The following is an 11,698-nucleotide window of genomic DNA, read 5'->3' as shown; positions in this document are numbered from 1 at the left end:
ACTCGAGTGGCGTTACAGCTCTAGAGAGGGACCCCGTACCCGACCACACCGGTATTGTCTACTATATATCCATACGTTATTCACGGTATTAGTACAGTGAGGTATGATATAGTCGGGAGTTCGCTCCTCCTTTCTCGACCGGACTACTGCACCTCGAGACAATCTCTATAGACACAGTCAGATTTATAGTGTGGTCGCCAGAATCGGATCAGTATGGAGACGCGCAAGATCCAGGTGACCGGGGGCTCGACCTACACCGTTTCGTTGCCGAAGACGTGGGCGACGGCGAACGACGTCAGCAGCGGGATGTCCGTCGAGATCTACGCCGAGAACGACACGCTCCTGATCACCCCGCAGAACGACGTCGACCATCAGGAGGGAACCCTCGAGGTCGCCTCGCTCGACGACGAGCAGTTAAAACGGGCGGTCCTCACGATGTACGTCAGCGGCTTCGACGTCATCCGTCTGGAGGCCGGACGGATCACGACCGAGCAACGACGGGCGATCCGCAGTGCGATCCAGGGACTGATCGGGGTCGAGGTCGTCGAGGAGCAAAGCGGCTGTGTCGTCATCCAGGATCTGCTCGACTCCGCGGAGCTGTCGATCGTCAACGCCGTCTCCCGAATGCGCCTGATCGCCTCCTCGATGCTTTCCGACGCCCTCACGGCCCTGGTCGAGAACGACGACGACGTCGCCCAGGACGTCATCGAGCGCGACGACGACGTCGACCGGCTCTTTCTGGTCGTCTCGCGGATCTTCCGGGCGACGCTTCGCTCGCCCGGGGCCGCCGAGGGGCTCGGCGTCTCCCGCGAGGACTGTTTCGACTACCACTCGAGCGCTCGCCAGCTCGAGCGCGTCGCCGACCACGCCGTCAAGATCGCCTGGCTGGCGCTCAGACTCGAGGAGGTCCCCGAGGACGTCGCGGACGCGCTGTTGGCCCTCCACGAGGATGCGGCGGCGATCATCGAGCGGTCGATGGACGCGCTGTTCGCCGAGGGGAGCGACGAGGCCACCAGGAACGGCCACCGCGCGCTCGAGGCCGTTCCGGAGATCGACGAACACACACGTCACGTCGACGAGCTCCTCCGTGATCTCGATCCCGTGCAGGCCCAGTCGCTCGGCCTGGTGCTCGACTCGCTCTCGCGCAGCGCCGACTACGGTGGTAACATCGCCGAGACGGCCCTGCAGAAGGCCGCGCCCCGCCCCTGATCGACCGCCAGCAAGCGAGCGTCGTCGATCGTTGCCAGCGTCGAAACCCCCTTCCCGGACGGATTCCTACGGCGAGAACAGATGACTACGGCGACCGTCAGCGCGGGTGCGCGCCTCCACTTCGGCTTTCAGAACCTCTCGCTCGCCCGACGACGCCTCTACGGCGGTATCGGGGTCGGCCTCGAGCGACCGCGGGTGACCGTCACTGCCGAACCCGCCCCGACGGTCGCGGCCTCGGACTCGCTCCTCGAGCAGTACGCCCGTCGGACCGTCGACGTTCTGGCGGTTCCGGGCGTCGACGTCGTCCTCGAGGAGCGACTCCCTCGCCACGTCGGCCTGGGCAGCGGCACTCAGCTCGCACTCGCCGTGCTCGCGGCGACCGCACGGGCCCACGGCCTCGAGCCCCGGGTTCGGGAGCTGGCGCCCGCGATGGGTCGGGGCGGCCGCAGCGGAATCGGCGTCGCGACGTTCGAGGGCGGCGGGTTCGTCGTCGACGCGGGCCACCCGACCAGTCGGTTCACGACCGACCCGCCCGCGGAGGGCGACTGGACGGTCCCCCCGGTCGTCGCCCGCCACGACCTGCCCGAGGAGTGGCGCTTTCTGATCGTCGTCCCCGACGCCGACCCCGGACGCAGCGGCGAGAACGAGGACGCCAGCATGCGCGCTGTCGTCGAGCGAGCCGATCCCGCCGTCGCCGACGAGCTCGCGGGCGTGGTCACCCGCAAGCTTCTGCCCGCCGCGGCCGAGGGCCGCCTCGAGGCGTTCGGCGAGGCGGTCGCCGAGATCGGCCGCAAGAACGGCGCCTGGTACGCCGACGCCCAGGGCGGAGTGTTCCGCCCGCCCGCGGGCGAGCTCGTCGCGACCCTCGAGGACTGTCCCGTCCTCACGGGCGTCGGCCAGTCCTCGTGGGGGCCGGTCGTCTACGGGCTGACCGACGCCGACCACGCGACGGAGGCCAGGGGCGCGGCCCAGGACGCGCTCGAGGACCGCGGGCTCGGCGGCGAGGTCGTGCTCTCGGCTGCCGCGAGCGGGGGAGCGACTGCCGACCTCGAGACCGGTCGGACGTAAACGAGGCCGACGGGTCGGCTCGGAACGTCCCTGCTGTCCGCTCGAGCAGGCCATCTGAGTCCTTCTCGGTAGTTGGGAGGGAAGCGTCCGATGCCGTCGATCTCGTCCTCGAGACCACCGAACGACACGGAACGAGTAGCGGAGTTAGGCAACGGCTGAACCGGTCTCTCTCGGTTTTCGTTCCGTTGAAACGGACCGAAACAATGATTCCGATATAGTTGCGAGTAGCGCTATGGAAGACCAGCGACGGGACCGGCTCCTCCCTGACGATGGGGGGCTCGGCTACACTCTCAGGAGGCTTCCAGTCCAAGTCTACTGGCGTCTTGCCCCGCGGTACGCCCGGCTCCGTCGCGACCACGACGTCGATCGGTACGCGGCCCCGACCGATCCCTACCGGGTGATCCGGATCGACCCCGACCGGATCGTCCGCCACACGAACCGACCGTACCCACCCTGGGAGGGTACCGTCGACCGCTGTGGAAGCGTCGCCCGCGGCGACTGGGACCGCCCGAGCGAGGACTACCGCAAACCCCCCAGGTTCGAGGACCGCCTCGAGTTCGAGGCGTTCCGCGCCCACTTCGAGGATGGAATCCCCTGGGCGGAGACGGCCTACATCGGGGACAAAGCCGAACGGGTCGAGGCCGGCGAGAAGGAGAGCCGGTACGGCGACACGCTGGAGGAGATCGTCGACTTCTACCGGGGGTACGACGCCCTCTACGAGTCGATCGCGAGCGAGGGCTACCGCTCACAGCGGGAGCTGCTCGCCCGCGGCGAGGAACGAAAACGGTTCCTGACGGCGATCGGCAACGAGGTCGCGATCGACGTCGCCCGCGACGGCGAGCCGCTGTTCGTCGACGGCTCCCACCGGCTCTCGATCGCGAAGCTGCTCGAGCTCGACGCGATCCCGGTCGTCTGCTACTACCGCCACGCCGACTGGATGCGCGTTCGGGAGGCGGTCCATGCGGCCGATTCGCCCGCAGACCTCGACGAGGACCGCCGCCGACTGCTCGCCGTCGACCACTTCGATCTTCGGGACCTCGCTCCCCCGACGTAGCCCTCCCCGTCGCTGTCGCGGTTCCGTGGTTTTCGCCGGTCGAGGGAGTACCGTTGGGAGGACGAGCGAGGGAGTTTTGTCGCTGTGCGTGCGTACCTGGGGACATGCAGTTTTGCGACGACTGCGGTTCGATGATGAAAGCCGACGGCGACCGCATGATCTGTTCGAACTGCGGCGCCTCGAGCGAGCGCGACCGCGAGGCCGAAAGCGAGTTCGTCACGACCGAGTCCCAGACCGACGGCGAGATAATCGAGTCCAGCGAGGACGCGAACTTCGAGGGCAAGCCCAAGGCGACCGACGTCGTCTGCGACGAGTGTGGCACCCAGGAGGCGTGGTACACGCTCAAGCAGACCGCCTCCGCCGACGAGCCGCCGACCCGATTCTTCAAGTGTACCGAGTGTGGCCACCGCTGGCGCGGGTACAACTGAGCGCTTACTTCCAGACCAGTCCCTCGACGGTCGCCGTCAACACCGTCTCTCCCGCGTCGTTCTCGCAGTCGACGGCTGCCACGAGGTCGTACCGATCCTCGAGTTCCTCGTAGCTCCACGTACAGACGATCCGTTCCTCGGTGTACACCGGTCGGCGGAACTCGAAGCTCATCGAGGAGGCCAACACCTCGAGGTCGCCCCCGATCTTCGTCGGCACCGTCGCCGTCAGCAGGCCGTGGATCAGCAGCCGTCCCTCCTCGTCGGGTTCGATGTGACGCGGTTGGGTGCCCCGCGAGAGCTCGGCGAACTGCCGAACCTCCTCGGTCGTGAACGTGCGCTCGAACCCGTGAGTCTCGTCCTCGGTCGGTCGGTGCATACGGTCTCGTTTCACACCCCGACGCGATCCACCTCGAGCTTTCGGCCGCGTCTCGAGTCCGCCCTCGGAGGCAATACTCGTCCACTCCCTCGCCAACCGATTCGAATAAAGATCCTAATACAGACCCTATCCGATTGGAGATACTACACCAGTGGTACGGCACACCAGAATATTGATTATTTGTAAACGGTTAGCATTATATTCTTTAGACTGATGTGGATATACCATGTACCACGAAACGTTCGACTGCGTTCCGCGCGGATTCCACGACGGACTGTTACTCGAGTCGGATCGAGAAACGAGGGTGGACCCCGACCGTCCCGACGATCCGAACCTCGAGGTGCGCGTCTGAGATGTCCGGCGGCGAGCCGTCCGACCCGGCCGCGGCCGACGTCCGCGGCGGACCCGAGCGGGCCCTCTCGGTGCTGACGTTCGGCTACTTCGTCGGGTTCGCCGGCGTCGTCGTCTACGGCCCCGTCGCCTCGGAGTTTCAGGACGTGCTCGGACTGTCCGGGCTCCTGCTCGGGCTGCTCGTCGCCGCGCCGCAGCTGACGGGGTCGCTGCTGCGGATCCCCTTCAGCGCGTGGGCCGACAGCGTCGGCGCAAAGAAACCCTTCAGCGTCCTCCTCGGACTCTCGGTCGTCGGGATGGGCGGGCTGCTCGCGATCCTGGTGTCGGCCTACCCAGACGGGTTGACGCTCGCCCACTACCCGCTGATCTTCCTGTTCGGCTCGCTGAGCGGCTGCGGTATCGCCGCCTTCTCGGTGGGGATCACGGACACCGCCTACTGGTACAGCTCGGAGCGACGCGGGACGATGCTTGCGCTGTTCGCCGGCCTCGGCACCACTTCGCCGGGACTGTTCACCATCGTCTCCCCGGTCGCCCTGCTGGCGCTCGGGCTGACGGGGACGTACGCCGCCTGGTTCGTCTTCCTCCTCGTGGGGACGACCGTCTTCGTCGTCTTCGCCGTCGACTCGCCGTACTTCCAGTACCGCAAGCGCGGGCTCGAGGAGGCCGAAGCCAAGAGGCGCGCTCGGGACGCCGGCCAGGAGCTGTTCCCGACTGGCGACGCGATGGCCTCCATTCGGAAAGCGGCGACCATCCCCCGCTCGTGGCTGCTGACCGCGATGTTCTTCGTCTCCTTCGGCGGCTACCTTGCGCTCACGACCTGGTTCCCCTCCTACTGGAGCAACTTCCACGGGCTGGACCTCCGCACGGCCGGCGTCGTCACCGCGCTCACCTTCACCCTTCTGTCGGCGCTGTTCCGGGCCGCCGGCGGGGCGGTCAGTGACCGGATCGGCGGCGAGGTGACGACCGTCGCAAGCTTCGGCCTGGTCGTGCTCTCGACGGTGGCGCTCATGGGCACCGGCAACCTCTACGTCGCGATCCTCGCAACCGTCGTTCTCGGTGCTGGGCTGGGGATCGCCAGCGCGGCGATCTACCAGCTCCTCCCGCGGTACGTCCCCGAGGCCGTCGGCGGCGCCTCGGGACTCGTCGGGGGGCTCGGCGGCTTCGGCGGGTTCGTCGTCCCGCCGCTGCTGGGGCTGTTCGTCGACGTCCAGGGCGTAAGCGGGTACGCGACCGGGTTCGTCGTTTACTTCGTACTCGGGCTCGGCGCCCTCGCCATCGCCGTCTCGCTGTACCGCTCGGAGCCGACGACCGTTCCGACGGAGACGCCCGCCCCGGCGGGCGACTGAGCGCTCGAGCGCGATCCCAACTACTCGAGTCGCTCCCGAACGAGGGGCGCAACGTTCACAACCGTCCGCCCGAACTCTCGAGTGAATGGCAGACGGGCCGCGACTTCCCGGCGTCGAGGACGACGAAGACGATGAGGACCCCATAATCCTTCACGTCGACGCCGACTGCTTCTACGCCGCCTGCGAGCGACTGCGCGAGCCCGAACTCGAGGACGACCCCGTCGTCGTCGGGATGGGGTACGAGCCCGGCGAGACGAACGGGGCCGTCGCCACCGCCAGCTACGAGGCCCGCGAGTTCGGCGTCGAGAGCGCGCAGGCGATCTCGACGGCCCTCGAGCGACTCCCCCGACGCGCCGCTCTCGACCCTGACGCCGCGGATCACGACCCCGAACTCGTCGAGTCGGAAACGGGCCACTACCGCACTGTCGACCTGGACTACTACGAGTCCGTCGCGAACGAGGTCCAGGAGATCCTCCACGACTGCGCCGACGTCGTCCGCGAGGTGAGCATCGACGAGGCCTACCTCGAGGTCACCGACCGCACCGCCTGGGAGGTCGCCGACGGCTTCGCCCGCCACGTCAAGGACCGCATCCGCCGCGAGGTCGGCATCGTCGTCAGCGTCGGCGCGGCGCCGACGATGAGCGCGGCCAAGATCGCCAGCGACTTCGACAAACCCGACGGGCTGACCGTCGTCCGCCCCGGCGAACTCCGCGAGTTTCTGGCCCCGCTCGAGGTCGACCTGCTCCACGGCGTCGGCCCCGTCACCGCCCGCGAGCTGCGGGAGATGGGCCTCGAGACCGCCGGCGATGTCGCCGCGGCCGACCCCGAACCGCTGGTCGAACGCTTCGGCGAGCGGGGCCGGGAGCTGTACGACCGCGCCCGCGGGGACGACGACCGCCGCGTCGAACCGAAGGGTGACCCCAAGAGCTTCTCGCGGGAGTCGGCGTTCGCCGAGCCCGTCAGCGAGCCGGCACCGAAGTACGAACAGATCGAGACGCTGGCGGCCGCGGTCGCGGACCGCGCCCGGCGAGAGGGCGCCCTGTACCGGACCGTCGGCGTCAAAGCCGTCGAGCCCCCCTTTGAGGTCAACACGCGCGAGCGATCGCTGCCCGGCCCGATCGACGAGCCGGAACTGGTCGAACGCATCGCTCGAGAGCTATTCGCTGAGTTCGAACGAGAGCCGGTCAGAAAGGTCGGCGTCAGGGTCGCAAACCTCGAGTTCGCCGCGGCCGATCAGACCAGTCTCGACGGCTGGGCGGGGACCCCCGATACCGAAGCCGAACCAGTTGACGGAACCGGTGCCGACCGGGACGGCGATCCGAACCACGGGGAGGGCCAGTCCTCGCTCGAGGACTTCTGACTATCCCACGAGCGTCGCGACGCCCTTCGTCTGGCGGTAGTCCCGCCCGAGGATCGCCTCGAGGCGCGCGACGAGCGCCTCCCGTTCGGTATCCTCCCACTCGCCGGGCTCCCTGATCGGGACGACCAGAAAGCCCCGCCCGCGGATCTCCGTGGCGTGGAGTGCAGACATCTCGAGGTCGATCCGGTCGCGCTGGGTGGTGTACCCCTCGAGGACGCGGTCGGTTGCGCGCTCGCCGACGGGCATCAGGATGTGGGCGTTGATCGCGCGCAACTCGGCGTCGAAGTAGCGCTCGAGGTCGTCGTACTCCCGATCGGTGGGCGTTTCGCCGGCCGGCAGCGTACACATGTGGACGTAGCTGGCGAAGAGGTTCTCGAAGACGGGTTCGTCCCGCGGGCCGCTCTCGAAGCCGACCTCGCGGAGAACCGCCCGCAGCGGCTCGACCTCGGGGGCGCCGAAGGGGACGCCCGCGTCGGCGCCGCCGTGGACGCCGGGGTGGTCGCCGATCAGGTGAAAGTCCGCGTTGGCGTCGCCGTAGCCGAAGACGGCGGCTCGATCGCCGGGCGGGCTCCGGTCGAAGGGCGGTCGCATGCCGAACGGGTTGCTCGTCCTGTCGGTGACGTTTTGCACGCCCCGAACTGAGGGGGTCGGCTCCCATAACGACCGCGGTTGGACGCGAGCGACTCGAGGCGTTCGGGGGAGAATTTATCAACGATCGGGAACCAGTTATCCCGGATGTACCAGTACGGTCACTACGGCGCCGCCCTGCTCGCGTACGCGCCGATCGGCGCCGTCGTCGCGCTCGCCGGCTTCGAGGCCGTGGCGATCGTCGGCGGACTCGTCTGCGTCTCGCTGTCGACGCTGCCCGACGTCGATCACCGACTGCCGTTCGTTGCACACCGCGGCCCGACCCACACCCTCGTCTTCGCGGCGCTGGTCGGGGCCGCCCTCGCCGCGGCCGCGGCCGTCCTCGTCGAGGCTGCGTCGCCGCTGATCGACGTCGCGTTCGTCGGCTTTGCCTTTCTTATTGGGACGCTCTCGATCGGCTCGCACCTGCTCGCCGACGCGCTGACGCCGATGGGAATCAGGCCGTTCTGGCCCGTCTCGAGGCGACGGTACACGCTGAACGTGACGCCCGCGAAGAGCCCGGTGGCGAACTACGCGTTGCTTCTCGTCGGCGTCGCGGCGACGGCCGGGGCTGTGGGAATCGTGGTCACGGCCGGATAGCAGTAAACGGTCGTACTCAGTTCTCTATTTGGCAGTCCGGTGAAAATCGCATTACGCATCGGTCAAGCAGGAATCGGCTCGGTTCAGCGACCTCTCCTGTGGTGGCGCGCGCTGTCGGCCGACCGAGCCCGAGCGAGGGCGGACGGCGACGTTGGGCGAGGGACGAACGAGCGGAGCGCGGCGCGACGCGCCGCGGACAGGTGAACGGCCAGCGGCCGTGAACCCACAAGCGAGTGAGTCGGCTGGGGAGGGCGTGGCGATCCGTGTGTTCGTGTGACAGGAGCTGTTCTCCGGAGTGAGTATCGCGAAAGCCCCTGGTCCGCTCGCCTCTCGAGCGCGCCAGCCCCTCTCACTCCCACCCGGGGGTGGTTGACCGGTACTGCAGACTCGACATCGGACGTTCCACTCGCAGCCCGCGTGTAACGGCCGATCGACTCACTTTCAGAGAACGGATCGAACAACGAACCCGTCTTCCCACCGACCGAGAAGCAAAGGAGAGCGATCAGGCGTCTCGAGTGCCGGTCGCGGATCGGCTCCGCCAGATTCCGACGGCGAAGGCGACCAGCAACGCGAGCGCGGCGACGAGGTAGAGGTCGTCCAGCAGCGGGCTGTAGGTCATTACGGCTTGACGGCCGAGGTAGGTGACCACGAGCGCCAGCACGGCCGACACCGAGAGCAGCCCCAGCAGCGGGGCGTCGTCGAAGCGCCACCGGCCGACCAGGACGGCGATGATCACCGACGCCAGCAGGGCGAGGGTGACGCCGTACTGGAGCAGCTGAACCGTCGGCGAGTAGCTCGAGACGAGGCTCAGGTCGGTCGGACTGAGCGCGACGTGGGCGGGCAGGGCGAGAAGGCCGAGCCCGAGCGCACCGGTAACGTGGCCGGCTCGCAGCGAGGCCGACCAGACGAGCGCGGTCGCGACGACGAACATCGAGAAGATCAGGACTGCGGTCCAAAAGTGCAGCGAGAGGATGTCCATCGTGTACTGGGTGACCGTCTCCCGGCCCAGAACGACCTGGATCGGCGTCAGGATCATCCCGCCGACGACCAGCGCCGTGACGCGTTTGTCGATCGACGGTGAGCGCCAGGCCGCGACCGCCGAGCCGATGATGGCGAAGCCGGCGAACATCGCGACGAAGCGGTGGAACCACTCGTAGAAACTCGGCAGGTTCGCGGGCAGGAGGTTGTACGGGCCGGCGTCACACTGGGGCCAGTTCGCCTCGCAGGCCAGTCCCGCACCGGTGGCTTTCGCCGCGACGCCGAGCAGGATCGTCGCCGCGACCAGCGCGAGCGTCGCCGCGAGCAGGTGTGGGAAGCCAACGCGAGCGATCAACGAGCGAAATCGGAGACCGGGAGTGTGGCTGTGGGTCGACACGGGCGTTCTGGCGAGGGTTAGGACCACCCGTATTTAGATTGTCCGAGTCGAGCCCGGTTCCGGGCGGATTCGCACCGTTCGTCCGACTCGAGCCGAACCGGTTCGTCGCATTCAAGGCTCGCCCTCACCAGCGCCCGGCATGGACAAACGCGACCGACTCGAGCGCTACCTCGAGGCCCGCGACCTCGACTCGATCTGGTTCGCCCGGCCGAACGCCTTCGCCTGGCTCACGGGCGGGAGCAACGTCGTCGACCGCGAGGGCGACGCCGGCGTCGCGGCCGTCGGCTTCGAGGGCGAGTTCCACGTCGTGACGAACAACATCGAGGCTGCCCGCATCGAAGCCGAGGAGCTGCCCGACCTCGACCGCGAGACGGTGACGGTCGAGCAGTTCCCCTGGCACGCGTCGTCGCTCCCCGAGGCCATCGCGGATCGGACCGGGGGCGAGCGCGCGGCCGCGGACATCGACGTCCCGGGACTCGAGGGCGTCGACCCGACCGAGCTCCGACAGCCCCTGACCGAGCGCGACCACGAGCGCTACCGCGAGCTCGGCCGGGAGACGGCGACGGTCCTCGAGTCGGTCTGTCGGGAGCTCGAGCCCGCCGACACCGAGCGCGAGGTCGTCTCGGCGCTGCGGGTCGGGCTCTCGGCCCGCGGGATCGAGTCGCCCGTCGCCCTCGCCGGCGGGAGCGAGCGCGCCCAGCAGTACCGTCACTACACGCCTACCGAGGCCGAACTCGGCGACTACGCGCTGGTTTCGGCGACGGCCGAACGGGGCGGCTTGCACGCCAGCTGTACCCGCGCCGTCGCCTTCGATCCACCCGACTGGCTCGGAGAGCGCCACCGGGCCGCGGCTCGCGTCGAGGCGACGGCGCTTGCGGCGACCCGGGAGGCCGCGACGAACGGCGGCACGGCCGGCAACGTCTTCGATTCGATCCGCGAGGCCTACGCCGCGGTCGGCCACGACGGCGAGTGGGAGCGCCACCACCAGGGCGGGGCCGCCGGCTTCGCCGGCCGCGAGTGGATCGCGACGCCGGACCACGGGGCATCGGTCCGGTCGCCGATGGCCTACGCCTGGAACCCGACGGTACAGGGCGCGAAAAGCGAGGACACCGCGCTCGTTACCGATACCGAGATCGAGGTGCTGACCGAGACTGGCGAATGGCCGACGCTCACTGCGACGGCCGTCGATCGATCGTTCGAACTCGAGCGGCCCGCGGTACTCGGACTCGAGGAGTAGATTGCTACCGGTCCGACTCCGGCTCGTCGTCGTCCGATTCGCCGCTGTCGATGTCCATGTCGTCCTCGAGGGCCATCGGATCGACGTCGTCGTCGGTCGACGTCGCATCGGTGTCGTCGACGGTGATCGTGACGGGCTCGAGGTCCTCCTCGAACCCGTCCTCGGCGTGTCGGTCGAGGACTCGATCGAGCGTGAAGATGGTGTTGAGCTCGTGCTGGACCTGGTCGACGACGCCGCCGACCAGCTCGCTGGGCTGGATCGCCGTGTACTCGTAGGGGTTGTTGCCGGCCCCCTCGCTCTCGCGTTTCTCCCGGCTGACGCGCTCCTCGTCGTGAAGCTCCGCCAGCGCCTCCCGGACGGTGCTCGGGTAGAGCCCGGTCCCCTTCGCGACCTCCTCGGAGGTGCTGCCCGGGTTCGCCAGCAAGTGGACGTAGATCTTCGCGCGCGTCTCCGTGTCGAGGATCCACGAGAGCAGATCGACGATCCGCTGGTCGACCTCCTCGACGGTCGGGGGGCGTTCGGTGCCCGTCCCGTCGGCCTCGAGTCGTTCGTCGTCCCCGCCCCCCTCGTCCTGGCGGTCGTCGGTGTCGTCTGAAGCCATGTCCCTCTCGTGGAGGACGAGGCCACCTGTATGGTTAAACCTTTGTGGAGATTCGGTTCCCGACTT

Annotated in this window: 13 protein-coding genes; 9 read left to right on the top strand and 4 right to left on the bottom strand. The window is 68.3% G+C overall.

Annotated elements, in window-relative coordinates; translation table 11 throughout:
• Positions 1 to 213 precede the first annotated feature (213 nt).
• From ACFEMD_RS15870 to ACFEMD_RS15855, 4 genes are all read left to right on the top strand, one after another.
• The gene (locus tag ACFEMD_RS15870) at positions 214 to 1,209 is read left to right on the top strand and encodes a PhoU domain-containing protein (RefSeq protein ID WP_394742141.1); all 996 of its coding nucleotides are present in this window, start codon (positions 214 to 216) and stop codon (positions 1,207 to 1,209) included.
• 81 nt (positions 1,210 to 1,290) lie between these two features.
• Positions 1,291 to 2,277, top strand: coding sequence for a beta-ribofuranosylaminobenzene 5'-phosphate synthase family protein (locus tag ACFEMD_RS15865; RefSeq protein ID WP_394742140.1), 987 nt, complete (start codon positions 1,291 to 1,293; stop codon positions 2,275 to 2,277).
• Between the two features lie 232 nt (positions 2,278 to 2,509).
• Entirely contained in the window at positions 2,510 to 3,331 is an 822-nt protein-coding gene (locus ACFEMD_RS15860) for a hypothetical protein (RefSeq protein WP_394742139.1), read from the top strand.
• A gap of 104 nt (positions 3,332 to 3,435) precedes the next feature.
• Entirely contained in the window at positions 3,436 to 3,759 is a 324-nt protein-coding gene (locus ACFEMD_RS15855) for a transcription factor S (RefSeq protein WP_394742138.1), read from the top strand.
• 4 nt (positions 3,760 to 3,763) lie between these two features.
• Here the strand turns inward: ACFEMD_RS15855 and ACFEMD_RS15850 are convergent, their stop codons facing one another.
• Positions 3,764 to 4,135: a hotdog family protein gene (locus ACFEMD_RS15850; protein ID WP_394742137.1), complete on the bottom strand. Its 372-nt coding sequence runs from the start codon at positions 4,133 to 4,135 to the stop codon at positions 3,764 to 3,766.
• Between the two features lie 226 nt (positions 4,136 to 4,361).
• Here ACFEMD_RS15850 and ACFEMD_RS15845 point away from each other — a divergent pair, with 226 nt between their 5' ends.
• From ACFEMD_RS15845 to ACFEMD_RS15835, 3 genes are all read left to right on the top strand, one after another.
• On the top strand, positions 4,362 to 4,487 hold the full coding sequence (locus tag ACFEMD_RS15845; protein ID WP_394742136.1) for a hypothetical protein: 126 nt from the start codon (positions 4,362 to 4,364) through the stop codon (positions 4,485 to 4,487).
• Position 4,488: 1 nt separating this feature from the next.
• Positions 4,489 to 5,832 carry an MFS transporter gene (locus tag ACFEMD_RS15840; protein ID WP_394742135.1) on the top strand — a complete coding sequence of 448 codons (1,344 nt, stop codon included), beginning with the start codon at positions 4,489 to 4,491 and terminating at the stop codon, positions 5,830 to 5,832.
• Positions 5,833 to 5,917: 85 nt separating this feature from the next.
• Entirely contained in the window at positions 5,918 to 7,192 is a 1,275-nt protein-coding gene (locus ACFEMD_RS15835; protein ID WP_394742133.1) for a DNA polymerase Y family protein, read from the top strand.
• On the opposite strand, the gene ACFEMD_RS15830 is transcribed toward ACFEMD_RS15835, so the two are convergent.
• Positions 7,193 to 7,822 carry a uracil-DNA glycosylase family protein gene (locus tag ACFEMD_RS15830; RefSeq protein ID WP_394742132.1) on the bottom strand — a complete coding sequence of 210 codons (630 nt, stop codon included), beginning with the start codon at positions 7,820 to 7,822 and terminating at the stop codon, positions 7,193 to 7,195. It abuts the gene before it with no gap.
• A gap of 105 nt (positions 7,823 to 7,927) precedes the next feature.
• Here ACFEMD_RS15830 and ACFEMD_RS15825 point away from each other — a divergent pair, with 105 nt between their 5' ends.
• Positions 7,928 to 8,419 carry a metal-dependent hydrolase gene (locus tag ACFEMD_RS15825; protein WP_394742131.1) on the top strand — a complete coding sequence of 164 codons (492 nt, stop codon included), beginning with the start codon at positions 7,928 to 7,930 and terminating at the stop codon, positions 8,417 to 8,419.
• A gap of 502 nt (positions 8,420 to 8,921) precedes the next feature.
• Here ACFEMD_RS15825 and ACFEMD_RS15820 read toward each other — a convergent pair.
• Positions 8,922 to 9,794 carry a COX15/CtaA family protein gene (locus ACFEMD_RS15820; RefSeq protein ID WP_394742130.1) on the bottom strand — a complete coding sequence of 291 codons (873 nt, stop codon included), beginning with the start codon at positions 9,792 to 9,794 and terminating at the stop codon, positions 8,922 to 8,924.
• A 139-nt stretch (positions 9,795 to 9,933) separates the two neighbouring features.
• On the opposite strand from ACFEMD_RS15820, the gene ACFEMD_RS15815 reads away from it, so the two are divergent.
• Complete coding sequence (locus ACFEMD_RS15815; protein WP_394742129.1) at positions 9,934 to 11,031, top strand: M24 family metallopeptidase; 1,098 nt, start codon at positions 9,934 to 9,936, stop codon at positions 11,029 to 11,031.
• 4 nt (positions 11,032 to 11,035) lie between these two features.
• On the opposite strand, the gene ACFEMD_RS15810 is transcribed toward ACFEMD_RS15815, so the two are convergent.
• The gene (locus ACFEMD_RS15810) at positions 11,036 to 11,632 is read right to left on the bottom strand and encodes a helix-turn-helix domain-containing protein (RefSeq protein WP_394742128.1); all 597 of its coding nucleotides are present in this window, start codon (positions 11,630 to 11,632) and stop codon (positions 11,036 to 11,038) included.
• Positions 11,633 to 11,698: the final 66 nt, after the last annotated feature.

This window comes from Natronococcus roseus (assembly GCF_043677095.1).
Taxonomy (GTDB): domain Archaea; phylum Halobacteriota; class Halobacteria; order Halobacteriales; family Natrialbaceae; genus Natronococcus; species Natronococcus roseus.
This window is presented reverse-complemented; position numbering and strand designations above follow the sequence as displayed.

Bases quoted from the DNA above. Each gene is read 5' to 3' on its own strand.
- ACFEMD_RS15870 (WP_394742141.1), top strand. From the start codon at position 214: ATGGAGACGCGCAAGATCCAGGTGACCGGGGGCTCGACCTACACCGTT.
- ACFEMD_RS15855 (WP_394742138.1), top strand. From the start codon at position 3,436: ATGCAGTTTTGCGACGACTGCGGTTCGATGATGAAAGCCGACGGCGAC.
- ACFEMD_RS15825 (WP_394742131.1), top strand. From the start codon at position 7,928: ATGTACCAGTACGGTCACTACGGCGCCGCCCTGCTCGCGTACGCGCCG.
- ACFEMD_RS15860 (WP_394742139.1), top strand. From the start codon at position 2,510: ATGGAAGACCAGCGACGGGACCGGCTCCTCCCTGACGATGGGGGGCTC.
- ACFEMD_RS15845 (WP_394742136.1), top strand. From the start codon at position 4,362: ATGTACCACGAAACGTTCGACTGCGTTCCGCGCGGATTCCACGACGGA.
- ACFEMD_RS15850 (WP_394742137.1), bottom strand. From the start codon at position 4,135: ATGCACCGACCGACCGAGGACGAGACTCACGGGTTCGAGCGCACGTTC.
- ACFEMD_RS15835 (WP_394742133.1), top strand. From the start codon at position 5,918: ATGGCAGACGGGCCGCGACTTCCCGGCGTCGAGGACGACGAAGACGAT.
- ACFEMD_RS15865 (WP_394742140.1), top strand. From the start codon at position 1,291: ATGACTACGGCGACCGTCAGCGCGGGTGCGCGCCTCCACTTCGGCTTT.
- ACFEMD_RS15840 (WP_394742135.1), top strand. From the start codon at position 4,489: ATGTCCGGCGGCGAGCCGTCCGACCCGGCCGCGGCCGACGTCCGCGGC.
- ACFEMD_RS15815 (WP_394742129.1), top strand. From the start codon at position 9,934: ATGGACAAACGCGACCGACTCGAGCGCTACCTCGAGGCCCGCGACCTC.
- ACFEMD_RS15810 (WP_394742128.1), bottom strand. From the start codon at position 11,632: ATGGCTTCAGACGACACCGACGACCGCCAGGACGAGGGGGGCGGGGAC.